The organism is Desulfomonile tiedjei DSM 6799 (assembly GCF_000266945.1).
In the GTDB taxonomy this organism is placed as follows: Bacteria; Desulfobacterota; Desulfomonilia; order Desulfomonilales; family Desulfomonilaceae; genus Desulfomonile; species Desulfomonile tiedjei.
The window spans coordinates 674729-699446 of record NC_018025.1 but is presented as its reverse complement, the minus strand read 5'-3'; the positions used below and the strand labels follow the sequence as shown (position 1 = coordinate 699446).

Genomic DNA, 24718 nt, shown 5'->3' with positions numbered 1-24718 from the left:
TTCGGGCGGCAAAATTATCGGTCCTGCTCATTTTGACCTGACCTGGGACGATTTGCACTTGCGTATTCCCAAACCGAGGGAATCGAAATTGCGCCGATAATGAAGCGAGTATTAGGAGGCGTTGGCATGAGTACCCATGATCCGAGACAAGTGATCGAGAACTTGAGAGATCATCTGGCTACGCACGACCGGACTCTTTCTTTTCTCTTCGGGGCTGGAACGTCAAGTTCAGTGAATATAGCACCAACCGCTCTGCCAGGACAAAAGCCGACACATCAGCCTCTTATACCGGGAATTGAAGGCCTTACAGAAATCTGTTACCGGGCAGTGTGCTGTATAGGCGAAAACCAAACTGATGCTTGGGGCAAGCTGGTCTGCCAATGCGAACAGGATTCGTGCCCTGCAAATGTTGAAGACTTACTCTCCAAAGTTCGAATGAAAATCGATGCGATTGGCGATGGCGAGACTTTGGTAGGTCTCGACAAAGCAAGTCTCATTAGCATTGAAAGAACTGTTTGTGCTGCGATAGCCAAGACGGTGAATCCTAGTGAAGATATGATCCCGACTGATATGCCTCATGACAGTTTTGCTTCTTGGGTTAAAAGTATCAATCGGACTACTCCTGTTGAAATCTTCACGACCAACTATGACATCTTGTTCGAGAGGGCCTTTGAAGCGGCGAGGGTGCCTGTATTTGATGGCTTTGTGGGAACGCACCGCCCGTTCTTCTATTCAGAGTGCCTCGAAGACGAGGAACTCTTACCGAAATCGAAATGGGTTAGATTATGGAAGATCCATGGTTCCGTTAACTGGCTACTTGAGAATGGGACTGGAAAGGGGCGCATCATCAGGAGTTCTCCCGCCGACACAGGGGAATTGATTTTACCCTCGCACCGCAAATATGACGAGTCTCGCAAGCAACCTTATATCGCATACATAGATAGGCTTTCTCGAATATTGAATGCAGAGCATGCGCTCTTGATCACGTGCGGATACAGCTTTGGGGATGAGCACATTAATGCTGTATTATATGGTGCCTTAGATAACAGGCCTACAGCGAACATCATAGCACTGCAATTTCAAGAATTGAAAGAGAAGGACGATTTGGTTCGGGAAGCCTTGCGGAGACCAAATTTGAGTGTGGTTGGACCGAATGCGGCAGTGATTTCTGCAAATTGGGGGCACTGGCAGCTTACACAACCCGTGGACAGGAAGACTTGCGCTTTCATGGATATGGGATTTGACAGCAATGCGATGCCAGAAGATGGAGGCTCTCCTGCGAATAGAACTGATGATTTGACTGGAAAAATGCGGCTGGGAGACTTCAACTGGTTTTGTCGTTTCCTAAAAGCGATGGGAGGGGCATTCGGATGACCCGTGAATGGCCCACACTGATTGGTTACGTTGAATCGGTCAAAGGTGGAGTTGTCACAATTCGTCTTCGGGACAATATGCCAACGTTCATTATGATCGATGGCCATTCGTATCGGATAGGCCAGGTTGGGGCATTTCTACGCATTCCTCTTGGTTACAATCAACTGTATCTAGTGTGTACTTTGGTTGGTGCCGCAGCAGCTCCTCGGACTGAGGAACCAAACAGTTCTCCAGGACATCGCTGGCTATCCGCAACATTATTTGGTGAGTCCATAGGAGGAGTTTTCGACAGAGGAGTCAGCCAGTACCCGACCATTGAAGATGAAGTCCATCTTGTTTCGCCTCAAGACATGCGGGTAATATATGGATCGACCAATGAAGATGGGGTGATCACTGTTGGCCATATTGCGGCTGCATCAGGAATTTCGGGAGACTTGAACTTGGGCGGAATGGTTACCAAGCACTCAGCTGTAGTTGGGTCCACTGGCTCAGGAAAATCCAATTTCATTGCTGTGCTGCTTGAGGCGATTGCAACTCAAGGTTTTCCAGCCGCACGCCTCCTTGTCATTGATCCGCATGGAGAATATGCTTCCGCCGTCGGGCAATATGGCCGTGTGTTCAAGATCAGACCAGATACAGGCGAGGGAGAGTTGCCGCTGTATGTTCCTTTCTGGGCGCTCCCTTTTGACGAACTTCAAGCAATTGCTTTAGGACAAATGCAGCCCAGTTCTGAAACGGCCGTCAGAGACGACATTACTGCACTAAAGAAAGCTGCAGCCGCTCACCTTAAGAATACTCCACTCGATGCGGCAATAACGGCTGACTCCCCGATTCCGTTCAGTCTAAAGCGGCTCTGGTTTGAGTTAGACGATTTTGAGAGGCAGACTTTTCAGGATAAAGAAAAGACAAAACCAAGTCAGAAAATTAGTGAAGGAAATGCGGAAGACCTACTGCCGAACCAATATCCAGCACCTAATCCTGGAAACCAGGCCCCTTTTGCACATCCAAGACCCAGGAATATAGGCAAGCAGCTAGAATTACTGCGGAGTCGTCTTCAGGACTCTCGATATTCGTTCCTGTTTCAACTTGGTGAAGGTCTTGCACCAAACCTGAAAGGTGAGATTGGCAACGATTTGCATCATCTCGTACAATCGTGGGTCGGACACGAAAAACCACTAACCGTCCTTGATGTTTCTGGTTTACCTCCCGATGTGCTATCTACAATCGTGGGAACCCTGATCAGGATTGTTTACGATCTGCTGTATTGGGCATTAGATCTACCGATCAGCGGACGGAACCAACCACTATTGATCGTTCTGGAAGAGGCGCATTTATTCTTACCCGAAGGGGGTGACTCGGCTGCCCACAGAACAATTTCCAGGATCGCCAAAGAAGGACGAAAATATGGAGTCGGGCTTTGTGTTGTAACGCAACGGCCCGGCGAGATTGACAGCACAATTCTGAGTCAATGCGGAACCATGATTGCTTTGAGGCTCACGAATTCTGCTGATCGCTCGAAAGTTGAGTCGGCCATGCCGGACGACTTAGGTGCCCTTTCTGGAATGTTACCAGCCCTGCGGACGGGCGAAGGCATTGTTTTGGGCGAAGCGATGCCGATTCCATCTCGAATTCAATTCTTCAAGGCTCGCCATAGGCCTCTTGGCGACGACCCTAATGTGCCGTGGGCGTGGCGACAGGATCGTCCTGATGGTTCGCAATATGAGTCCGCTCTTAACAACTGGAGAAATCAAACTGATATGACTGATAAGGAGAAAACTAATGCCTGACATGATCTATGTTGATTCGTCCAATATCGAAGCTATCGGATATGACGAGGATGCACAGGAACTGCATGTCCAATTCTTGTCGGGAGGATATTATGTTTACAGCGACGTTCCACGCTCTATATTTGACCAAATTATGTATGCGCCGTCTAAAGGCAGTTTCTTGAATAGGGAGGTGAAAAATATATATCAATTTAGAAAGCAGTGATATGGGCTCATGGATTTGGTTCACACCATATCGTCGAAGAATCATGTTGTACCAGATCAGCATTCAAGACTACATAAACGAGATCTATAAAATGATAAAAGCTTTTTCGCTAAACTGCGGTTGAGCCGCATCAGTCAGTGGCTTTCTCACCTGCCCAGTCTCTTAATTGGACCTCAACCCGTGATTATTTTGGAAGGCCGAATTCGCAGGGCAGTGGCCAATTGAATGATGGTGGGGTTAACGAAGGAATCTTTTTTCCTCTTTCCAACAAGCTTATTTACGTTCGGTGCAATTTTCGTATCCAAATCCAAAGTCATGTAGTCCCCCGCTGCTTTCATGAGAACCTCAGATTTTTCGCCCGACCCATTGATCCGACGAAGGACTGCACCATTCTCATGGTTCTGGTTTTGAAATTGTTAGCCGAACCGTGCAGGGACTTTCGGAACTTTAGACTTGACCAGATCGATTCCGCCTGTCGGTCCTTTCCCAATTCTCTGTCAGCAGCCCAAAGGCTCGTATCATAGGCCACAAGTCCTTGAATAATCCCCTCTCGCTCACTTCACAGCCTCTGGGTGGATGTCGATGAACTATTAGGCAAGAATTGCGAAAGGTCCGGGAATACTTCTCCCAATTTTACTGTGAAGTCGTTGAAATCCCGAACTTCTTTGTCAACATCAACAACAACCTGAGATCCATCCACTTCATTGGAGCGATGCTTGCTCAGGTTTTCCAATAGTTTTTCAAGTGTCTGCACAGCATCGTCCAGCTCGGCGGCCTTCTCCCCTACGAGAGCTAAAATGGTTTTGTACCTTGTTTTCAGTTCCTTTTCGCTTTTGGCGACTCTGGCCCGAGCTTTGCGAAGGTCGGCCATTTTGCGACGCAACTGTTTTTCCTCAAGTGTTTCCTGCTGCTGATTTTTCATGATGTTCATAACTTACTCCTTTAAATCTTTTTGAATGTGCTGTTGCTACTGCAAACAGTGCTTTGAAAGCGTTTCAGTTGAGCGGATATTTCTTGTTCAAAGAACTCGCAATATGAGCATGATTACGAATCCCAATGTCATTCCCAGAAAGATGACCGCATACAGGCACAGTTCTTTGGCCATCTGAAGCTTGCGAAGCTCAGCCCTCCAATTGGGGAGAAGATTGATTCGGACTGCCATTTCGATTCTCCTTTCGGGTTTCCTGGAACTATGTTCCTATTTTGTCCAGATGGTCGTGCATTGGGTCCCACCTGCTCGACGGCAACGCTCTTCGATAGAGCTTCCGAATTCCGCACAGACCGTGCCAACGACTATCCAATTTCCTTGTTCGTATCGCTCACACTTGCAACACGTCCCTCTGGCGTGCTGATGTTGGGCCATGCGAATGGGATCGTCTGCAGATGATTGTCCCCTTCCGTCAGAAAATCCTGCTCCGACCTGCAGGGGAAATAGCAAAACAAAAAACAGACCGCACATTTTCCTCATTTGCCATAACCTCCTCTCTTTCAAAAACCCTCACTGGGAGGACCCGACCAGCTCTCGATCTCAGGTCATATTGGTATTCGATCCGGCCTCCAAAAACCTGACAACCTTCGAACCAATTTTTTCTGTCAGGTTTTTCATCGGAGACTCGAATACCGCAGGTGGAACAAGAAGGAAGAGACCCGTAGATGCTGTTAGCGAAACTTTCACAATGCAATAACAAATCTTTGACCGTGCATTAATTGTTCGGTTCGGTGCCGGAATTTAAGAGCCGATAATCCAAAATACTTCTGGACGAGATGAGCAGAAATGCGCTATATTCCTGACTTTGGTTTGATGTGGCATTTCAATGAGAGGCGAAAATATCGGAATGCGGAACGGGGATCGTCGTGATGATATGGAACTGGTGGATAGCTGCCTTTCAGGATCAGAGGCGGCATGGACAGAATTTCATGGTCAGTACCATTTACTTATTGAAGCGGTCGTAAGGAGACATTCTCGCTCTTCCACAGACGACGGCCGAGAAGACTTGATCCAGGAAGTGTACAAAAGTCTTGTGGAAGCCCTGGCAGAATACGACGGACATTCAAGCTCGCTCAGAACATATGTGTCCATGGTTGCCAAGCGGACGTGTATAGACTGCTGGCGAGGCACTTCCACGATGAGCCGTACCGGAACCAATGAACCTGTCGAGCATCATGACAACACCAATCCGGGTCATGTCGCTCTTCGATGCGGGGACGATCCTCCAGACGAACAGGTAGCGAAAGCTGAATTCGGACAAATGGTGAGAACAGCCCTCAGTCACATATCCGAAGGCTGCCAAGAATTGCTCAAGCTTCGATTCTTCTCTGATCTCACTTATGAAGAAATGGCGGACCGCCTCGGGAAGAAGGTGAACTCGGTCAATGTGCACGTGCTCAGGTGCATAGCACACCTGAGAGGCGCTTACGTGCAGATTGAAAGCAGGAGGCAGAGGGCATGACGAGTTCATCTGATCGCTCATTGGTAGAACTCCGAGTCCTTCTTCTCCAGTATATTGAAGGATCTCTCCCGCAAGAGGAAGGACAGAAGGTAACAGAGCTATTGCGGACCAATGAACAGGCTCGCAAAGAGCTTGATGGGCTGAAAGTTATCATGCACACCCTCAGGACGGACAAAGACCTGTTTTGCCCCGAGCCTTCGGAGATTGCGGATTTCGTGGCCACTGGAAACGATCCTGCGGGCAAAATTTCAGATCACCTTAAAGAATGCCTATCCTGCCGGGAAGATGTCCAGTCCCTCAAGTGCCTTCAACCCGCTGACGGTATGCCTCCCGAGATTTGGGATGCGGTGCATGACAAACTGGTGAAACTAGGGCGGGAAAGCCAACATTTTGATTTCCAGATTCCGTTAGCGGCACAGGGGGGACGCCGTGACAAATTGGATCTTCCCATAGCAGCAGACGTTGAGCCGCCAGATGAAATACCAGAGGAGCCGCAAACGCCTTTAGCGGCAGATGAGCCTATCTCACCCGAGCAGACTGAGCCTCCAGAGCGGCCGAAGGGGCTATTAGCAAGACTTCTTTCGTGGTTCAGGGGACGTTAAGAGAATCTATTTGCCCTATGTCTAAGCACCATGCAATAACTTGAAGACGGAATCAAGAAAAAATGATTTTCTCCTGTCAGGTTTTTTCTTCCCGCATCGAATAACACTCTCACTAGTCGATCCGGCTGATGAGTGGAGGGCACGAATCACAAGATCGGCGGGAATCAATTCCAAACTGAGACACGGAGGAGAGACATGACAAAAATAATATCGATTGGGCTAATTCTGATACTACAGGCCACCATAGCTTGGTGTGAGCCGAGAGTCGTCATAGTAAAAGATGATATCACGATGGAGCGAGAACCCATGAGGCATGGTGGATCATTGTATTTGTTAGCGGCCAAAGGAACTATAAAAAACGTTGGAAGTAGCGATGCAAAAGATATCATCATAACCGCAGAATGCACGGAATGTGTTGAAAGTTGCAGGTTAGACTGCTGGGAATGGAGCAAGAGCGGTCCTGTAGGCAAAATAAAATATCTTTCATCGGGAGATAAAGAAACATTCGAATTCGTCATCGCTACGATGGCAAGATCAAGTACAATACCACCCGTTAGTCCAGCCGTTTCATTAAAGATAAAGGATGTCAAGCCAGCGAAATAGAGGGCTTTGGCCGTACCTCGGCATCAGTCGAAGATATTCGTGGCTGGCCAACCGAGCCGAGCCTCGACCTGCCGAACGATTTCCGACGGAGAGACTTTCAGGACTATGGCAAGTTGGATGATAGTCGTCAAGGAAGGAATCCTTTTCCCACGTTCTAGGAGGCTGATGTAGGTTCGGTGCAGTTCGCACTCGAAGCCGAATTCCTCTTGAGACAGTCCACGCTTGCGGCGGAGTTCCTGAAGGACTTCACCAAAGATTTTAGCAATCTCAGACCGGTTCGGCATATTTTGGATCTGGTCAGTCATTGCTGATTGAATGACTGGCCGCAGACCAAAAATCTACAGACAATTGTCTGAAGTTATGGTAAGGTGTTGAAGCTGATCAGAGTGAAAGTCAAGGACGCCAAGAAACAAATAAGTAAGATGGCCGAGGACATGGAAAGCGTGCCGGAAGATCTTCGTGCCGAGATCAAGTTGCTATCAAGATGAACAAGTGAATGCTCGTGGAACGGGCACGCAAGTAGAAAGGAGGACGAACCCATGGCAGAAGAGACTGAGTGGAGCAATAAGGAAATTTTTGGATTGATTCTAATGATTGTACCATGTTGTGTCTCCATTACACTTTGCTGGTTTATCATAACGCCATATACGTGGTCTGCCTTTATTGGTGCAATTCTACCATTAGGATTTGCAGTATTCTTGGCGGAGATATTGCTAGGAGACAAATATATATATAATATAGTTGATAAACAGAGGATAAAGCCACGTATTATTCTCATTGTAGGACTTACAATCATAGTGGTACTATGTCATATTGTAGACAAGAAATTATACCATGAAAAGATACTATTAAGTGGAACTTCAAGTAGTCCAAGGCCATCCCCTGGATACCGCTCTAGTGATAGCTATGATCCTAGATATTATCCAACAACTCCACAGCAAAAAGAGCAGCAAAAAAATATGCGACTACATAGGGAAGCAGAGAAACAAATCGATAGAATATTCAATCAGCCAGCACCTGAGAAACGGCAATATGAAATTAAAATTAAAACGATAGAATGATACTGGCTAGGCTTTGGCATATCAAGAACGTCCCATTTATGAAGACTTACCTTGACTATGAAGACTAAAATAGCAAATGACGGAAAGAATTGAAACTCATGTCAGTGAATTGTGATAAATGTGGAGCACCTGATCCTATCCATGAACAAGCTTGCCCCAAGATAGATCCTAAGAATACAGATCGTACCAAGAAATGGCAGGCAGGCTTTGAGGACGGAGAATCAGACAGAGATACACCGTCTGATATGGATGACACATTTTGCCTTGGCTTTAGTATGGGAAAACACGATTTGAAAGTGCAACGGATGCGGGAACAGTACGAGGCTGAGCACATGATCAATCGTCGACAGAAGCAAGGATGATTCGCATTAATCTGCTAAATCCACGAACAAGACCAAGAAGACCGAGACTATCCATCATTGGTAAGATCAAAGGCTACTTCAGGCTGTACGTATGGTGGCCGATACTGAACATCAGAATACTCCCGTGGAAAATAGGGAAAGCTTGGAAGAAATGGGGGTCAGATCGGAGCTGATGAAGCCTACAAATATCCAGGGTGATTGCGAAAAAAGGAAAACATTCGCTACAGGCGTCCCGAGATCGTAGTTTATATGGCAGATAAAATGAGGCCACTCGGATACTTAAGGATAGGATGATCCAACAAGTATTTGATTTACTTAATGGGTATCGGCCTGTGCTGCAATTGCGGATGAAGGGTTTTAGCGGGTCGGCAGGCCAAAAAGCCCTTGCTTGCAGACGCCGAATGGCGAAGAAGAGACTTATATGTTGGCTGTTTATGTTTTGATATGTTGCCATAAGAACCAAAGTCAACTCAATCCCACGGGAAAATAGAGACCTCAGGTCTCTATACAATGCCACACAACACGACTTCATGGATTACGAGTTGTTTTCCGATTCCGAATCGTTCAGTTGCACTAATCCTTCCCTGTTGAATTGCTCCTGCAAAGCCGCTTCCGCTGCTTCCATACGTTCCGCCGCCGTCCTCAGAAGCGATTCGGTTCGTTGTCCGGCCTCATCTATTCGCCTTAGCAAACCATTCATTCGCATCTCTCTGGCTTTGAACATGTTGGCCGTTTGTTCCAAAAATGTGCCGACGATCCCGGAGTTCGGTGGCAAGACGCTTATGCTATCTGCCGGTTGAAGCGTTATCAGGTCGGTTGATACCCGGTTGGACTCTTTCTTTGCCATTGTGTCCTCCTTTCACCATTCTTTGCAGTGATTATGATACCCGCAAGAGCTGCATAGGTAGCTCGGGTTGGGGTAGAAGATTGATGACTGAATCGCTTTCCAGACTCTCGTGACGATCTTCATAAATCTCCGCCGGTCATCATCATTAATAGCCACGGGATGGTTCACAAGCTCAGGTTTCGCTGTCTTTATCAGGTACTCATAACGATATGCCAACTCGTCCGGTTCATACCCGAGAGTGGTTGCCCCGAGGCTGTAGGCCACCAGTTGCATCGCATTCACGTCACCATTGGGCTTGCGGGAAGCGGTCTTGAAGTCTATGAGTGCTGTCGATCCATTCTTGATGATCGCATCTATCGACCCGACCAATGGCGGCAAGGTGCAAGGACTCTCATGCAGATGCTCGTTCAAATCTATGCTGAACGCTTCTTCAACTGCGATGACTTCCCCGTGAGGGTCATACCCATCCACAAACAGGGTGAACAGGTCGTGTGCCTTGCTGGTGAGCGATTCTTCGGAATCTCGGGCTGAGTATCGGATCTTTCCTTTTTGTGAGGTTCTCCACTCGTCTTTGAATACGTCCAGGATCTGGTCCGGTCGCAGAGGATCTGCCTCCAAGACGCTTTGGAGGTATGCCTGTATTCCCGAATGGATGCCCGAACCGAACAACAGGGCGGACGAGGTGAATTCTTCTTCAAGGCAGTCGATGTAGTGAAAGCGATATTTCAACGAACAATTCGTGTAGCAGCTGACCTGCGAAAATGACAGGTGATCATGCTCTTCTGCGGTTCTCATCTCTTTCTCCTTTCGGCTTCGGGACGGGTACGCACCTATAGCGCCCCGCCCCTGGGAATTGCTGATGGATCATGATTGTGTGGTTGGATTAGGCTGCGATCTCGGTCTGAATTGAGCTGATGAGTCTTGAGGCGGTTTCTCGGGTCAAGTCTTCAAAAGATTTGGCACCCATTGAGGATAGCATGCCATCTATATCCGCCTGAGTGTAATGGGCTTTCTTGGTTAATGCGTAGAGCGCCCGACACTGAGCTTGTGTTATGGTACCACCGCTCCCGTTCCCGTTGGACTTTGGTGGAACTGTGGATTTTGATTCAGGTTTGTTCTGGCCTTCCTCATGTTCAAAGACTCGATTATGATGTTTGCCGTCATTTTCGGCGCCATTACGCTCGGCTTCTTGTACTGTATGGCTGATTTCCTCGGCGGAAGTGAATTCCATGCCAAACCCCGAGAAGCGCAATGCTCGGGCAATAGAGCGAGTTTCTGCCAACTCCAATAATGAATCAGCGAGCCTTGCATCACGCTGGGCGGAAGCAGTTCCGAAGCCGCAAAAGCTTCCTTTGTTTGTTGCTACGGTTGCCTTGACCACTGCAAGGCTCTCCTCGAAACGGATTACATCGGTCTGGATACCGAGCTGTTCGTTCTGTTCATGAGCGAGCCGCAGCCTGCCGCCCACTCTGGGAAAGTAGTTTTCTACCCACTCGCCGTTGATCTTCTGTCTCCGGCAAACCAGTTCATCCTCTCTAAATGCGCTGGACGCTTTCATAATCAAACTCCTTTCTATGTTTGTTCCATCTATTCCCAAAATATAAAGATACCCGTGATCAGGTACGGAGTCGTTTCCGTTGTTTCGACCACTCAATGAGGATTTCCGCTGCTGCGGCCAGCAGAATCGCTACAACTTTATTCCATGGTAACTTCATCGGCCACCTCCGTGTAAGAATGGGTGAAAGGGGCGTGTTTCTCTTCTCCCCTCTATTCAAACCATAAACCCCTCATGAGGAGGGCAAAGAAGAAGTAAGAAGAAGAAAGCCGTCTCGGGGGTGTGCGAAAGACGTTCGATGACAGGATGTCGAAAAATCCAGATTGGCATCGGAACGTGAATCTATGGGAGGAAGGCCGAAAGGCTTGGCAAAGCGGTCAACCTGACCCCCCCGGGCCCCTTAACTCTTTTCAGGAACTTGTTGATGGGACCCAAAAGGAGATCCTGGATACCTTAATTTTCTCATGCGGAGGAAAATTTAAGGATCTCATTCCAAGAGTGAGTAGTTCGCCGGTCAACCAATAAGCGGTCAGAAAAGCAATAATTGTGCCAATGCCCAACCTTGCGGCTGACTTTTTTAGAAATCCACGAATAAAAACTGCTTGACAATTAGCGATGATTAGCGATAATTAGCGTCACCACAAAAGGAGCCGATATGGAGAATTGCGAACCAACTTTTAACGGCAAATTCCTCAAGAACATTAGACTTGTTTTAGAATTGACGCAGGAGAAGATGGCTGGCGATTTGGAGATGTCATCATCGATGTTACGTATTTACGAACAAAAAAATCTGCCAATTAGTCCACGTGTGCACACCAGAGTAACAAAGCGACTTCCTAATTTAATTCTCAAAACACTGATCCAGCCAAAATTCAACTCGATTTTGCCTCTAAAAAATCCAATTGAAATGGGCGTATCTGATTGGGAGGAAGTTTTAGAATCTCTAAGTCGCCTCTCGCCTGAAGCCTTCGAAAAAAATCAGATGCGTGAATTGGCTCGATTAATTCATGCATCTTGTCCATATCGAAGTATTCCCCGTGATTCATACTTAGGTGAAAGGTTTCTCGTGTGGGACAAGATTAGCCCAAATTCTTTAGCTTCAGAGCCTAGCCAACCTGAAGACCAAAATATTTCTGCGACCGCTTCCCTCTATTCGGACCCGACAGATCAAAAAGCCAACTTAACAGCTAAAATAGATAAGAAGCTCTTGGAACATCTTAATAAGGAAGCAGATGGTGATGATATTTCGGAATTATTGGAGTCAATTGTCTCTTATTATTTTGAATCGAAAAAGCTTTTTGGCAAAAGAAAGAGACCGGTGAAGACTTCTATGAAAAACAAGAAGAAAACCAATAGCCCTGTTGTTGAAAAGTCCTGAGCCATTTGATGGAGGTGAAAAACAAAACCCACGCTCAGCTTTGGCGGGCGGACGTGGGCTCGTTGCAATCAGCTGGAAATCACCCGGTGAGTTGCCGGAGTTCAGCATGTATGCGTCTAGAATATACTCTCACTTTCCGGAGTATGCAAGATATTACGCACTCCCTCCAATATCTTGATTCGCATCTTACTGGGCCTCCAGCAACTCGTCGGTCCTGATTTTCTCTTCACGATAAAGGTCGGAATGGACTGATTTCTGGACTGATATTCAGATGAGGTATTTTATACTCCATAGGTCCCACCTTATAGGCGGTTTTTATATAAATTAGTAAAGGTGATCCGCTAATTATGAGGCGGATTCACTGTTCATGACCGGGAATGTTGCCGTGGTGTCGTGTTTGCTGCCGTAACAATTGCTTCCTAACACGGCTTTCAATTAAGAGTTATGCTTGACAGTCGGTTTCAAATACTGAACGAATTAAGGAGGTGATTTCCCACAAAAAAATCATTGGCCTTTAGGAAAGCCCGCCCCTTGGACGTTTGGCAGCGACTCAGGGCAGGCTTTCTGAAAATGGTGAAACGTCAACGATAAGGTCGCAGACGCTCAGGCCAGTTTCGCTTAAATGATCTCATTGTGCGGTACATTTTTCAAGATTCTTTTTGAATGATGTATTGCCGACGTGAGATCTCCCGTCTGAGTCTGTCTCCTTTCCCCACCCCGATGATTCTTGTCCGCCGACGCATACAGCCATATATGCGAACCGGCAAGGTACGTTCACCGACACATTAGAACAAATACGGAGGAAAAGAAGGTATGAGAGAACGATTTATTAGAGGAAGAACGAGCGATTGCGAACAGGCCTTTGAAACGATTGGAAAGGGGGCTGTTGGCCAAATGGAAAAGCTGTTGGCCCGTGGCGTGTCCCCGGATTGCAGAGACGATAATGGCAGGACACCCCTCATTGTAGCCTCCGAAAGAGGAAACGCTGCATTAGTAGGAGTGATGATACGCCATAAATGCGATGTGAACGCTGTGGATAATGATGGGGAAACAGCTCTGATGAAAGCCGCATTCGGTGGTTACCTCACTGTAGCGGAAGTGCTGGTCGAAAACGGAGCCGATTTGGAAATGCAGAACAGTGACGGCTCCACTGCCTTGGAAATCGCCCAAATGAGGAAACACGATGCCTTGGCTGCTTTACTGTCGGGGCAGTCCGCCGGTTCAATGACCGGTGTCAGAGAAGAAATCTCGACGGAGCCGGATGATGACAGCCCGAGTACGGACAGCCCTGGCGGGGCTTCGCTTCCGGTAGCGGCTGCCATGATTCCTTCGTCAGAGCCCCAGCCGTATGTCCCGGATCTTGATTTGGAGGCGCTCCCTTCTGTAGCGGAATCACCATACTTTAGACTGCAGAAGGAGTCCGATACCACGACAGAAGATCGGAAACAGGAGGCCGAGGCACAGCCGAAAAATGGTGAATCCGAGTCCGCTGTGACAGAGATAGCGGTGTCGGATGATGGTCCTGGCGTCCCTCCTGCTGCAATCTCGGTAGCTGAGACTTCTGAAACTGCGTCCACTCACACGGATGTCGGTTCTGAGTCGAGCACTGACAAGAGTGGGAACAATCGGGAAGATGAAGGAACAGCGCCTGTAAAGCCAAATGCCAACCCTGTTGTAGAGGCTCCCAAGGGCAACGGGAATGATCAAAAAGCATCCGTAGAGAATACCCGCTCGAATCCCATCGAAACCACACTCGCCTTCGTAATGGGGATGGTCATGCCGGGAGTGGCCAATCCCCGGTTATTGTACGACCTGCTTTCGCAGGGCGCATTGGAACGATTTCGAGGGCGCACTATTAAGGAGGTGGCACACGATATCCAGATCATCGTCCCATCGGCCGTAAGTAATATCCTCATGTTCTTAGGGTACTATCTACTGGTGGTGTTCTTTGACAAAAATCCCGCCAAGGCCTTCTCCCGGAACCCCAAGAAGCAGACATCTTTGAACGAACTTGCCCAACAGAAGGGCATGCCGTTCACTCGACAGAGACTGTCTGAGTGCGTGCGATGTGCTGCTCTGGATATGGAGCTTAGAAGAACGGGGCTTCACCTGGACTCATTGACGTATTACCACTACGCTGAGATCTCCAAGTTACCAAAACTTAAGGACCAAATCGCCCTCGCACAACTTGTAGAATTGCAGCGTCTCACTGCCGGTGAAGTAAAGGAGAGAGTTGGGAAGCAACTCGGCAAGATTTCATCGGAGGACAAGCGAATCGCTAAAGCGGTAATGAGAAACGTGGGGGATATCCTCCGCATGTTGACGGATGAGGAAACCCAGGACTTTTTGAAAGACAAGGAACGGATGAAAGCAGCCTTTGAACCCACAGAAAGCACAGCCCTTCTTGGGAACATTCGTAAACTGAAGAAAAAAATCCCGGTGACGGAAGCCCTCTTCACGGATCTTGAGCCTAGTCTATTGGATTTATTGAGAGAATACACACACCAGGACAAAGTGGTGGATGTTGAGGTCGAAGAAGACTCCGAATAACTGACCGGGTACTTGTTATAAATATAACAAGTACTTTTGGCGGGGACCCTGATCAATGGGTCCCCTAATTCCCCAGCAAATTCAAAACAGTCAACGCCGTCGTACTTGTGTTTGATTTGTGCAATTTTCCCTCGGCAAGTTACACAACTCAAGTGCAGGTCGATTTGAATTCACCGCTGCGTAAGGAGACCTGGCTGGAATCTATAATGATTCCACATTAGAAGAGGATATTGCCCTAGAGCCGAGAGCGATGACTGAGCCTGTCGGCATGGGCATAAATTCCCATGCTAGCGCATGACGCCCGTAAGAGAAGCATTTGTGACCGTATCATGAAGCATCGAGACAGGCGTTTTTAAGAGGGATTAATTCTGTGGATTGGATCTAAATGAGCAACATATTGCCCAGAGTGATTCGCCTTAGAGATGCTGCTGCGTATTTGGGTATGGACCCGAACCGCTTCAATGAGGAGGTGCGACCTTATGTCACTGAAATTCCAATTGGTAAGCAAGGAATCGGTTTTGATCGTCTTGACCTGGATGCGTGGTTCGAAGATTATAAGAGTCGCAACGGGCGTCCCGGCAAACGGAAAGGAGTAGACAAGCCATGGGACGCAAAAAGATCCCTGGTCTCGTCAACAGGAAAGGGATATGGCACATCGACAAGGTTATCAGAGGAAGAAGAATTTGCGAAAGCACTGGAACGGGCGACCTCGAAGAAGCGGAAAAATATCTAGCCCGGAGACGGGAGCAAATCCGGCAAGCCGAGGTTTATGGAGTGCGGCCCCCCAGAAGTTTTCGACAGGCAATGATTAAGTACATGAATGAAACCGAGAAAGCCACTTTGGAAAAAGACGCCTGGAACCTCAAACGGATTGAACCATATATAGGGGGGCTCCCCATTGAAAACGTTCATATGGGGACTTTGAGACCCTATATCGAAGACGCCAAGCGCAAAGGCTTAAAGCATCGGACGATAAATATGCCCTTGGAAGTCGTGAGGCACATTCTGAATCTGGCTGCGGGTGAATGGCTTGACGAAAATGGGCTCACTTGGCTGAGATCGGCTCCCAAAATAAGATTGCTCCCGAGATCGGATGCAAGAGACCCGTATCCGTTGTCGTGGGATGAACAGCAAAAGCTGTTCGCTATCCTGCCTGAACATCTTCGGGTCATGTGCTCATTCGCAGTAAATACCGGATGCAGAGATTCGGAAGTGTGCGGTCTGCGGTGGGAGTATGAGGTCGAGGTCCCAGAACTGAATACCAGTGTTTTCATAATTCCTGGGCAGCGAATAAAGAATCGCCAGGATAAGGTCGTGATTTTGAACAAGGTAGCCGAAGAAATAATCGAGCTGGTGCGCCCCCGACATCAAGAATGGGTGTTCACGTATGACGGGCACCCCCTACGAACCATGAATACCACAGCCTGGAAAGCTGCACGGAAGAAAGTGAATTTAGAGCACGTGCGAATTCATGATCTTCGGCACACTTTTGGGCGAAGGCTTCGGGCGGCGGGGGTCAGTTTCGAGGATAGGCAGGATCTTCTCGGGCACAAATCGGGGCGGGTCACCACCCATTATTCAATGCCTGAGTTGAGGAGCTTGATGGCGGCTGCCAATGCGGTCTGCGTGGATCAGTCCCGCAAAAGTCCCGCACTGACTATCCTGAGAAAGAAAATCCCGCTAACCGTTGTGTCCAACGTTGCGGGATGATTTATCTTTTTTGGCTCCCCGAGTAGGACTCGAACCTACAACCTAGTGGTTAACAGCCACCCGCTCTGCCGATTGAGCTATCGGGGAAAAGTGGCTCGTCTGGTTCTTTGGTATGCACTCCGAATCAGACGAACCCCCATTTTCTCTCAATGCGGGCTGTTTGTCAATCCGGAAATTTGTGTTTTCGAGCAGAAAGTCAAAGGGATGGTCGTTAAATCTGGATTCTCATCCCGTGCAAATCTCATTCCCCAGATGCGACCCACTGACGGAGAGCCGGCAATTCCTCCGCCTCCCACTGGTCTGAGATCCGTAAGGATATGAAGTACTCAAAAAGATCGTCAAGGATTTGCATGCCTTCGTCGATCAGGTACACCTTTTCAAGAAATGCCGCTTCGAAGCCGTCCTCCTCATCTGCCTCCTGTGCAGGAAGAATCGGAGGCGTCCTGAAAGAGCCGAAGGAAAACCATGTGCCTTTCAGAACCAACGTGAAATCATTCTCGCCCGCTCGTATGGAAATACGTGCTTCTTCGATCTTCTTCCCTTCACGCAATGCGGCGAGGCCTTCTCTGAGCTCGGATTGCTCGCCCTTGAGCGCCACTATCTGCGGACTCTCCGCGTCGGAAAGATCGAGCGTCATGCGATCAAGAAACAGTATTTCGATTACTCGTTTTCCAGGTATATCCACGTGTCCGCCAGTCCGGTCGGACTTGAACCATAACCACGTGAGAAACTCTCGTCCCAGAAATGCTTTCTGCTGAAGTATGTCAAGAAAATCCATATTGTATCACCACCAGGAGGTCAAGGAGCCATAAGAGAAGGCTTCAGGTTCTCGAGAATTTGAGTCTCAAGCCTGCCTTCAAGGAGTTCTTCGGCTCGAATGTATGCGAGTACAGGAACCAGCATCAGTCCAAAGTACTTCTTGAAGTGAGTTTCCACACGGTCTCGTGCTTTCACAGAATGCGAGCCGTAGTAAACCACCGATTTCGTGGTATCCCAGATCAGGTCGAAAATTTGGATAGATGGAAAAACCTGTTTCTTGAGTGTTTCCTTTACCCGTTCTTTGAGTTCGCGACGCTGGGTTGAAGAAAGCCTTTGTTGTCCGGATTCTTCCAATAGTCTCCGCGTCTCCTGCTTGATATGTATTTCTAAAATCCTCGGCGGCACCCGCACGGAATCTATCCTTAGACTCAGGGCAATATAATTGCCGCGGGCGTATGAGGCACCCCTGAACTGGAAATCTGTGAAATCGTCAATCGAAACCCAGCCGATCCCAATCTCGTCCCCGGGTGACTCGATCTGCTTGAAGGCCCCTTTCTTGACACCTTCTTCTACGGCGTCCCAGAAAGATCCTGACATTTCTCCACGAACGCGATATCTCATGATCGAGACAGAGCGTGATGCAAATCCCATAAAAGAACTCCACTAGATTTGATCCACGGAAAAATAGCCGAAACCAGACTACATGAAAACCATTTTTTGTCCGAACGGCTTTTCCGTCGAAATAAGTTCGATAAGTCAATCGAATTATTCTTCAACCGCGGGTGGAGGCGGTTTGGGCTCTGAAGCAGAATCACCTTGACCGAGTTGCACCAGATAAGGCACATCCAGTTCTTTTTCCTTTGGATGATCGGTCAACAAGGTAAGCCTTCCTGTCCAGTAAGATCTTCCGGATTCATTCTTCAATGCCAGCTTCAGATTAAAGGGCACAACCGACCGGCCCTTGACCACAAGTGCTTTGGCATTGGGGCCTGGATTGGACGTGTCACTTTGGCTGTCCTTGATCCGCACAACAACCTGTTTGTCTGAGGAATTGGCGATTCTGATGGGAACCGAAATAGTTTCGGTAAACTTGGCCAGTCTGGTTACCAGTCTTGGCGGATCCACGGTAATCTCGCGGACTACGTCTGCTAAGAGAGCCAGTTTGACCTCAGGTTTTTCCGGATCGTTGGAGTGTACCGTAATGGTTTTCTTTGTTCTTCCGTTGCGAAGCCCGTCGGTGTCGAATGCGGCCATTATTTTGGTTGTTCCTTTTGGAGGAACTTCCGAGCTGCCCTTAACCGCCTTGGTACATCCACATGATGCTTCCAGTTTTTCGATGACCAGAGTCTCGTCACCGGTATTGGTCAAGATGAATTCTTGAGTAACAACGTCCCCGTACAGGACCCGGCCGTAATCGTGCGTGTCTTTATCGAAATGAATGCTCGGACCGCCCGCGGTGCATATCGTGGCCAGAAAGCACAGAAGAGCGGGTAACATTACGAGAATCCTCAATCTCATAACGGTTGTTCTCCTTTTCAACGCCTAGGTTGAGTGCTATCATATGATCCGAGTCGGCGATTGTCCACTCAAACCCGGATCGGATCGTTGGACCCGGTTCCGAAGTCAGCGTATCGGTTGCATTAATTATGGACTGCGTGGTCGAAATCATAAGCGGCCAACGCGAAGACGTAATACCTGGGACTCGTCGTTCTCAGGTCAAATGAGGATAGTCATGGCTTTTTCGCCTCCATCAGAGTTATGTGCTATTTGCGACCGCAATGAGGCTGCCTTGCCTAAAGACAAGGCGACGCTGTGCCCGGAATGCTATGAAAAATCAGAGGTACTCTTTGACGAGGAAATGCGTCGGGTAGAGCTTATCCGGACTATCCGGGGACGAGACGTGGAGCTTTATGATATAAAGCACCCGGATTGTAATGAAAATAACAAACACTGCGGTCAGGTGATCCTCATCAAAGCAGGCCAGGGATTCGAAGTGAAGATCTGCTTGCGATCCAATGCTCTGGACTGGATGCAGCACCTTGAGGATGAAAAAGCCGGGTTCACCTCACAAGACACCCGTCTGGATGCGCTGATTGGAAATGTGACTCTGCTCATTGAATCATGGGGAGGCGGTCCCCATTACATGGACATCTTTTACGTGAATAAAGTGGTATCCACTGAAGGGGAAATCTGATTCTTCGGATCCCTTCGTTCGCATCCGAGTGAAAGATGTGGGCTCATTTGTCCTGAAGCAACAGGATCGCAGACCTTCTCGTTGGGGTGAAGAAGCAGAGCATCTGCGACGAAGCCGTTTTTTGCCAGGTAGATCCGTGAACTCCGGATTTTCGTATGTATGTTGAAATACATTTCTCAAGAAGATCGAGCGAGGCATATTAGTGTTCGGAATATCAATGTGGGAGTTGGCCCTTATTCTTGTCGTGGCTCTTATTGTGCTCGGCCCCAGGCAACTGGCCGAGACGGCACGAATTATCGGCAGAATCTATAAAGAAATACAGAGGATGGCCTGGGATGTACGGAGTTCCATCGATCTTGATTCCATAACGTCTCCGCCTCCGAAAGTGCCCCATTACGAACCCCTGCTTCCGAAATCCGATATTCCTACCCCTTCCGCTCCTCCACCGAACGTGGGAACTCAGGCCGAGCGTTCCGGCCCCGATTTTTACGCGGAGCTTCTGGAACAATCCCGCGAGGAGAGTGAGGCGGAAAAACCGGAAAAAACCGAACCGGAAGAAAAGAAATCCCCCCCTGCCTCGTCCGCGGAAACTGAAAAACGCACTTCATAAATACCTCTCCGGACCGGAATTATTCAGTATATCAGGTGATGCGTCATGAGTTTCTCTGCAAGCGTAATCCTCCTGCTGAGTCCACGATGGAGGCGAATGGCAAACCGTTTCAAAAACTCGAAACGTGATCGGCTGCGTACTCCTTTCCTCGCCAGTCTCATAATTGCCTTATGGGTAGTCATTTACATCGTATTCGTGAAAGCTTTGGCGTACTTCACCGCCGAGGAAATGTTCGGGACAATTGCAGCAACCAAACTTCTCTCGATGCTACTGATGACTTTCGGGTTCGTTCTGGTGATCAGTAACATCATCACGACTTTTTCCAGCTACTATTTATCGGCAGATCTCGAACTCATCATGGCTGGTCCCGTACCCGCAAAGTCGCTCTACAGCGCCCGCTTTATCGAGACTCTCGGTGATTCTTCGTGGATGGTCCTGGTTTTCGGATTTCCAGTGTTCCTCGCATACGGTCGTGTATTTTCCGCACCCTGGAGCTTCTATGTCTTAAGTTTCGTGACTTTCTTCTGTCTGCTCTCCCTTGTCACGTCATTGTCCATCTTCATCGTGCAGAACCTGGTCAGAACGTTTCCCGTGCGAAGGTTGCGAGACCTTTTCGTTCTAGTGGGTATATTGGTCTTCATTGGGGTGTATTTGATATTCAGGATGATTCGACCCGAGGAGTTCCTCAATCCTGAGGGATTCGCTTCAGTCATGGATTATTTGTCCATAATGTCGGAGTCGTCTTCACCATTCTTGCCTACTACATGGGTGATGTTCGTACTGAAACCGTATATTACCGGGTACGGTCACGATCAAATACCTTATTACCTTGCCCTGCTGGTTCTTGCTGCTTTAGGGGCATTCCGGATAGCGGGCCACAATCACGAACTGGTTCATTTTGTAGGTTACTCCAAGGCTATGGAATCAAAAGGGGCTCGCCTCAGCAAAAGCAGGACGGTTGCGGTACTCAGCAGGGTTTTGAATGCTGTTCTCGATCCCCCCACATCCAAACTCGTGATGAAAGAGACGTTGCTTATGGCCAGAGATTGGGGACGGTTAAGTCAATTATTGCTTTTGCTGGCTCTTATTCTGGTCTATTTGTACAATTTCAGCGTGCTCCCTTCTTTGGATTCACCCGAAGCCACAATGTCCCTGAAGAGCATAGTGGCGTTTCTCAACATCGGGTTGGCCGGATTTGTCCTGGCCTCGTTGGGAGTAAGATTTCTCTTTCCCGCGATATCTTCGGAAGGTAGGGCGTTTTGGATACTCAAAGGGTCCCCCATAGGCCTTCGAAGAATTCTTTGGGTCAAGTTCTTCTTCTATCTTGTTCCCATGCTGATTCTCGGCCTTCTTCTGGTGATAATGACAAACTGGCTTCTTGGATTGGGAACCTTCATGTTCGTCTTGTGCACTGCAACGGTTGCATTGCTTACCATGGGAATTACTTCGCTTTCCATAGGTATGGGGGTCCTCTATGCCGATTTCAAGGAAACAGACCCGAACCAGGCGTTTGCGGGATTCGGCGGTTTACTTACCATGTTGTACGCAGCGCTGGGGGTAGCTGCAGTGATCTTGCTCGAAGCGTACCCCATATACAAGTATCTGCTCGCCCAGTTCTTCCACAGGTCACTGCGGACGCAGGATTACTTTTTTATGGGAGCCTGGTTCGTAGGGGCATTGCTGGTCGCGGTTTTTCTCATGATTCAGCCAATGCGTTCGGGCCTCAAACACATCACCGAACTGGAAATATAGTCTATTCGTGAAAGGCATGCGCATGAATCCCGAATCGAGAATCGATGTTTCAATCCCATGCGGTACTCTCACTCTGGAAGGAGTGCTGGAGTATCCCGCTCATGATAGCGAACTCCTGCCGGCTGCGGTGATTTGCCATCCTCATCCGCTCTATGGAGGCAACATGCACAATAGCGTTGTTCGAGCCATGAGAACGGCCTTTCTGGAATACGGAGCGGTGGCGCTTCGTTTCAACTTCAGAGGCACCGGGGCAAGCTGGGGGACGCACGGAGAAGGAATAGACGAAATTCAGGATGTGCTGGCGGCACTTGACTTTCTGCAAAAACAAGAGCGGGTGGACTCGCAACGTTTAGGCGTCGCCGGGTACTCCTTTGGAAGCTGGGTCGGACTCAACGCTGCTTCCCGGGATTCGCGACCGGTTAGCATGATCGGGATATCACCACCGCTTGAAGCGTCGGATTTCAGTTTTCTCAAGCATGAGAAACGTCCTAAACTACTTCTTGTCGGTGATAATGACTTCGTGTGCAGCGTGAGCAGTTTCCGGAAACTGGTGGCAGCTATTCCCGAACCGAAAAAAGGGATCGTTCTCAAGGGACACGATCACTTTCATTTCGGTCAGGAAGACGATCTGGTGCGGGAGATGAAATCGTTTCTCCGAGGGTTGCCTCACGATTAGCAAAGAGCCTGGAATCAGTCTTTGTCGTTATCGGACCTTTCGATCCTGAAGGAGACTTGAGCCCTTACACGCCAGACGTCGATTTTGTCGTTTATCATTCGGACATCCTGTTCCACTACGCCTATGCGAGTAATGCCCCGGAGTGTCTTCTGAGCTTCTGCTATAATTTGTTTCATAGCATCTTCCCATCCGATGGGAGACTCACCGACAAGCTCGATAATTTTCACTACTGACATGAATAACCCCCATGAATGAAATTCACACCAAGTGGTTCTGCATGGCATAAGGTTTGTACACTGTCAACCAAAACCATCCTACATTTGTATCCATTCATATTGATGCGCTTTTCTGTTCATAAATCTGGGAGGCTGGAGGTGCGGAGGTATCCTTCGCTATCTTATGTGCACAACTGCGAAATGGTGCGAGGCATGAGCGTTTAATTTACCAGACTATTCCCCCCCTTTTGTAAAGGGGGGCCAAGGGGGGATTTTGATCTAAGCTCCAGAAATCCCCCTGAATCCCCCTTTACAAAAGGGGGACACTGATGGCCTTATTGACACTCGTACGTGCCTATTAGCCAATTCCGACCTAAGTCAGGGCAATAGGGCTCATTCGGGACGAAGATGACAGGAAATCAAAATGCGCACGCATCCACCCGTGAAACGAAATCAGGGCACGCGAATTTTCGACGTGCCCTGCGCCACACGCGAAGTAAAATACTCCGCTATCGTTCGTCAATTATGCGTTTTGCTTTTCCGATGCTGCGCTCGATAGTCTCAGGCGGGAGAATGGTGATAGGCACATTGATGCCGATAACCTGTTGTATTCGGCTGGATATCTTCTTACAGAGATTATCCAGAGTCTCCTGGCCTGATTGATATACAGCGGCTTTCACCTCGGTTTCTACGCCGATATGATCGATATAGCCTTTCTTTCTTAGCCGAATCTGATAGAGCGGCTCAACTTCTTCAAATTCCATGAGAACCGTCTCGATCTGTGACGGGAACACGTTGACGCCGCTGATAATCATCATATCGTCGGATCTTCCGAGAATCTTATCCATGGTGATGAGTGTGCGGCCGCATTCGCACTTGTCTCTCCGGAGAGCACAGATGTCTCTCGTACGATACCGAATCATGGGCATTGCTCTGCGCTGAAGGGAAGTGAATATCAATTCGCCCTCTTCTCCGAGATCGACGGGTTCAAGAGTGCCCGGATCTACGATTTCAGGCAGGACATGGTCTTCATTGATATGAATGTTATAGTATTCACAGGTGAACGAAACCCCGGGTCCCATGAGTTCCGTAAGCCCATAATGCTCATATGCATGAATGCCGCTGCGTGCTTCGATTTCAGTCCGCATCTCCACAGTCCAGGGCTCGGCGCCGAAGTGACCGGTCCTGAGATTGGTCTTTCTGAAATCTATCCCCATCTTTTCCGCTTTTTCGATAATGGTAAGACAGTAAGAAGGCGTGCAGCACAGTGCGGTTGTGCCGAAATCCTGAATCAACATGATCTGGCGCTCAGTCATTCCCGCGCCTGACGGAACTACTGCGCACCCGATCCGCATGGCTCCCTGTAAGAATCCGAGCCCCCCTGTAAATAGTCCCATTCCATAAGCGTTTTGCAGAATACTATCCGGGCGGACTTCCTGTGCCCACAATCCTCGTGCCATGAGATCGGCCCATTGATTGAGGTCTTCTGCCGTGTAAGGTCCTGTAATGGGTTTGCCCGTAGTACCTGACGAGGCATGAATACGAACCACGTCAGACATGGGCACCGCGCACAATCCAAAAGGATAATTATCACGTAAATCCGTTTTCACCGAAAAGGGGAACTTGGCGATGTCTTCCAGTTTCTGGAGATCGGAAGGCTTTACTCCTGCATTGTCAAAGGCTTTCTTGTAGAAAGGAACCCTTTCATACACCCAAGCTACTGTTTGCTTAAGCTGTTGTAGTTGCCAAGCCTTCATGTCCGATTCGTTCATGATTTCGAACTTCTCATCCCAATACTTTTTAGCCATGCAGTTTCTCCTAGACGATGATTCTGTCATTTTTCGCGGTGACGACAAGTGGGAAGGGCGTAGTTCTTTATATTTATTGGATAGGGACCTAAACAGTCAAGACAAAAATGTAACCGGCGAGCGCTTCTCGTACGGTTACATCATCAAGTACGAACCTTCAGATCAGTGAATTCCAGATTATATCGATCTGATGAACAGTGTACGGATAAACTGATTCCGG

The 24718-nt window shown here is 48.5% G+C and carries 26 protein-coding genes and 1 tRNA gene; 14 read left to right on the top strand and 13 right to left on the bottom strand.

Annotated features, from left to right (window positions below; translation table 11 throughout):
- Positions 1-435: 435 nt before the first annotated feature.
- The 3 genes from DESTI_RS02980 to DESTI_RS31695 are packed head-to-tail and all read left to right on the top strand — an operon-like array spanning position 436 to position 3366.
- Complete coding sequence (locus DESTI_RS02980; protein WP_041286707.1) at positions 436-1374, top strand: SIR2 family protein; 939 nt, start codon at positions 436-438, stop codon at positions 1372-1374.
- Positions 1371-3161: an ATP-binding protein gene (locus tag DESTI_RS02975; protein ID WP_014808484.1), complete on the top strand. Its 1791-nt coding sequence runs from the start codon at positions 1371-1373 to the stop codon at positions 3159-3161. Before DESTI_RS02980 ends, DESTI_RS02975 begins: the two co-directional genes overlap by 4 nt.
- Positions 3154-3366 carry a KTSC domain-containing protein gene (locus DESTI_RS31695; RefSeq protein WP_014808483.1) on the top strand — a complete coding sequence of 71 codons (213 nt, stop codon included), beginning with the start codon at positions 3154-3156 and terminating at the stop codon, positions 3364-3366. The genes DESTI_RS02975 and DESTI_RS31695 overlap by 8 nt, the downstream gene beginning before the upstream one ends.
- Before the next feature lie 173 nt (positions 3367-3539).
- Here DESTI_RS31695 and DESTI_RS30555 read toward each other — a convergent pair whose 3' ends face one another.
- From DESTI_RS30555 to DESTI_RS30550, 3 genes are all read right to left on the bottom strand, one after another.
- The gene (locus DESTI_RS30555) at positions 3540-3704 is read right to left on the bottom strand and encodes a hypothetical protein (RefSeq protein WP_014808482.1); all 165 of its coding nucleotides are present in this window, start codon (positions 3702-3704) and stop codon (positions 3540-3542) included.
- 221 nt (positions 3705-3925) lie between these two features.
- Positions 3926-4297, bottom strand: a complete 372-nt coding sequence (locus DESTI_RS02960; protein WP_041285914.1) for a hypothetical protein — start codon at positions 4295-4297, stop codon at positions 3926-3928.
- A gap of 87 nt (positions 4298-4384) precedes the next feature.
- The gene (locus DESTI_RS30550; protein WP_014808481.1) at positions 4385-4528 is read right to left on the bottom strand and encodes a hypothetical protein; all 144 of its coding nucleotides are present in this window, start codon (positions 4526-4528) and stop codon (positions 4385-4387) included.
- A 652-nt stretch (positions 4529-5180) separates the two neighbouring features.
- On the opposite strand from DESTI_RS30550, the gene DESTI_RS02950 reads away from it, so the two are divergent.
- From DESTI_RS02950 to DESTI_RS02940, 3 genes are all read left to right on the top strand, one after another.
- Complete coding sequence (locus DESTI_RS02950) at positions 5181-5816, top strand: RNA polymerase sigma factor (protein WP_041285913.1); 636 nt, start codon at positions 5181-5183, stop codon at positions 5814-5816.
- Positions 5813-6418, top strand: coding sequence for a hypothetical protein (locus DESTI_RS02945; RefSeq protein WP_014808478.1), 606 nt, complete (start codon positions 5813-5815; stop codon positions 6416-6418). The genes DESTI_RS02950 and DESTI_RS02945 overlap by 4 nt, the downstream gene beginning before the upstream one ends.
- Before the next feature lie 195 nt (positions 6419-6613).
- Positions 6614-7021 (top strand): hypothetical protein, encoded by a 408-nt coding sequence (locus DESTI_RS02940; RefSeq protein ID WP_014808477.1) that lies wholly within the window; start codon positions 6614-6616, stop codon positions 7019-7021.
- A gap of 23 nt (positions 7022-7044) precedes the next feature.
- On the opposite strand, the gene DESTI_RS31690 is transcribed toward DESTI_RS02940, so the two are convergent.
- Positions 7045-7305 carry a helix-turn-helix domain-containing protein gene (locus DESTI_RS31690; protein WP_041286706.1) on the bottom strand — a complete coding sequence of 87 codons (261 nt, stop codon included), beginning with the start codon at positions 7303-7305 and terminating at the stop codon, positions 7045-7047.
- 255 nt (positions 7306-7560) lie between these two features.
- On the opposite strand from DESTI_RS31690, the gene DESTI_RS02930 reads away from it, so the two are divergent.
- Positions 7561-8082 (top strand): hypothetical protein, encoded by a 522-nt coding sequence (locus DESTI_RS02930; protein ID WP_041285912.1) that lies wholly within the window; start codon positions 7561-7563, stop codon positions 8080-8082.
- 897 nt (positions 8083-8979) lie between these two features.
- On the opposite strand, the gene DESTI_RS02920 is transcribed toward DESTI_RS02930, so the two are convergent.
- The 3 genes from DESTI_RS02920 to DESTI_RS02910 form a co-directional block, all read right to left on the bottom strand.
- Entirely contained in the window at positions 8980-9291 is a 312-nt protein-coding gene (locus DESTI_RS02920) for a hypothetical protein (protein ID WP_014808473.1), read from the bottom strand.
- Positions 9292-9303: 12 nt separating this feature from the next.
- Positions 9304-10086, bottom strand: a complete 783-nt coding sequence (locus DESTI_RS02915; RefSeq protein WP_014808472.1) for a RecB family exonuclease — start codon at positions 10084-10086, stop codon at positions 9304-9306.
- Positions 10087-10174: 88 nt separating this feature from the next.
- Positions 10175-10849 carry a hypothetical protein gene (locus DESTI_RS02910; protein ID WP_014808471.1) on the bottom strand — a complete coding sequence of 225 codons (675 nt, stop codon included), beginning with the start codon at positions 10847-10849 and terminating at the stop codon, positions 10175-10177.
- Positions 10850-11501: 652 nt separating this feature from the next.
- Between DESTI_RS02910 and DESTI_RS02905 the strand changes: the two genes are divergently transcribed.
- The 3 genes from DESTI_RS02905 to DESTI_RS02895 all read left to right on the top strand — a co-directional run bounded on the left by DESTI_RS02905 (position 11502) and on the right by DESTI_RS02895 (position 16484).
- Positions 11502-12224: a hypothetical protein gene (locus tag DESTI_RS02905; protein ID WP_014808469.1), complete on the top strand. Its 723-nt coding sequence runs from the start codon at positions 11502-11504 to the stop codon at positions 12222-12224.
- An 813-nt stretch (positions 12225-13037) separates the two neighbouring features.
- Entirely contained in the window at positions 13038-14774 is a 1737-nt protein-coding gene (locus tag DESTI_RS28350) for an ankyrin repeat domain-containing protein (protein ID WP_014808468.1), read from the top strand.
- A gap of 603 nt (positions 14775-15377) precedes the next feature.
- Positions 15378-16484, top strand: coding sequence for a tyrosine-type recombinase/integrase (locus tag DESTI_RS02895; protein ID WP_014808466.1), 1107 nt, complete (start codon positions 15378-15380; stop codon positions 16482-16484).
- Between the two features lie 11 nt (positions 16485-16495).
- Here DESTI_RS02895 and DESTI_RS02890 read toward each other — a convergent pair.
- From DESTI_RS02890 to DESTI_RS28345, 4 genes are all read right to left on the bottom strand, one after another.
- Positions 16496-16571: transfer RNA gene (locus DESTI_RS02890), tRNA-Asn, on the bottom strand.
- 154 nt (positions 16572-16725) lie between these two features.
- Positions 16726-17262 (bottom strand): hypothetical protein, encoded by a 537-nt coding sequence (locus DESTI_RS02885; RefSeq protein ID WP_014808465.1) that lies wholly within the window; start codon positions 17260-17262, stop codon positions 16726-16728.
- 20 nt (positions 17263-17282) lie between these two features.
- Positions 17283-17894 carry a recombination-associated protein RdgC gene (locus DESTI_RS02880; protein WP_014808464.1) on the bottom strand — a complete coding sequence of 204 codons (612 nt, stop codon included), beginning with the start codon at positions 17892-17894 and terminating at the stop codon, positions 17283-17285.
- A 114-nt stretch (positions 17895-18008) separates the two neighbouring features.
- A complete protein-coding gene (locus DESTI_RS28345; RefSeq protein ID WP_014808463.1) occupies positions 18009-18761 on the bottom strand; it encodes a DUF1573 domain-containing protein in 753 nt (250 codons plus the stop codon).
- Positions 18762-18975: 214 nt separating this feature from the next.
- Here DESTI_RS28345 and DESTI_RS02870 point away from each other — a divergent pair, with 214 nt between their 5' ends.
- From DESTI_RS02870 to DESTI_RS02855, 4 genes are all read left to right on the top strand, one after another.
- Complete coding sequence (locus DESTI_RS02870) at positions 18976-19437, top strand: hypothetical protein (RefSeq protein ID WP_014808462.1); 462 nt, start codon at positions 18976-18978, stop codon at positions 19435-19437.
- Between the two features lie 202 nt (positions 19438-19639).
- Complete coding sequence (locus DESTI_RS02865; RefSeq protein WP_014808461.1) at positions 19640-20047, top strand: Sec-independent protein translocase subunit TatA/TatB; 408 nt, start codon at positions 19640-19642, stop codon at positions 20045-20047.
- A 96-nt stretch (positions 20048-20143) separates the two neighbouring features.
- Positions 20144-21799: a putative ABC transporter permease subunit gene (locus DESTI_RS02860; RefSeq protein WP_041285911.1), complete on the top strand. Its 1656-nt coding sequence runs from the start codon at positions 20144-20146 to the stop codon at positions 21797-21799.
- Between the two features lie 16 nt (positions 21800-21815).
- Positions 21816-22475 (top strand): alpha/beta hydrolase, encoded by a 660-nt coding sequence (locus DESTI_RS02855; protein WP_052315987.1) that lies wholly within the window; start codon positions 21816-21818, stop codon positions 22473-22475.
- A gap of 14 nt (positions 22476-22489) precedes the next feature.
- Here DESTI_RS02855 and DESTI_RS02850 read toward each other — a convergent pair whose 3' ends face one another.
- Both DESTI_RS02850 and DESTI_RS02845 read right to left on the bottom strand, forming a co-directional pair.
- A complete protein-coding gene (locus tag DESTI_RS02850) occupies positions 22490-22711 on the bottom strand; it encodes a dodecin family protein (RefSeq protein ID WP_014808458.1) in 222 nt (73 codons plus the stop codon).
- Between the two features lie 488 nt (positions 22712-23199).
- On the bottom strand, positions 23200-24498 hold the full coding sequence (locus DESTI_RS02845) for a phenylacetate--CoA ligase family protein (protein ID WP_014808457.1): 1299 nt from the start codon (positions 24496-24498) through the stop codon (positions 23200-23202).
- Between the last annotated feature and the right edge of the window lie 220 nt (positions 24499-24718).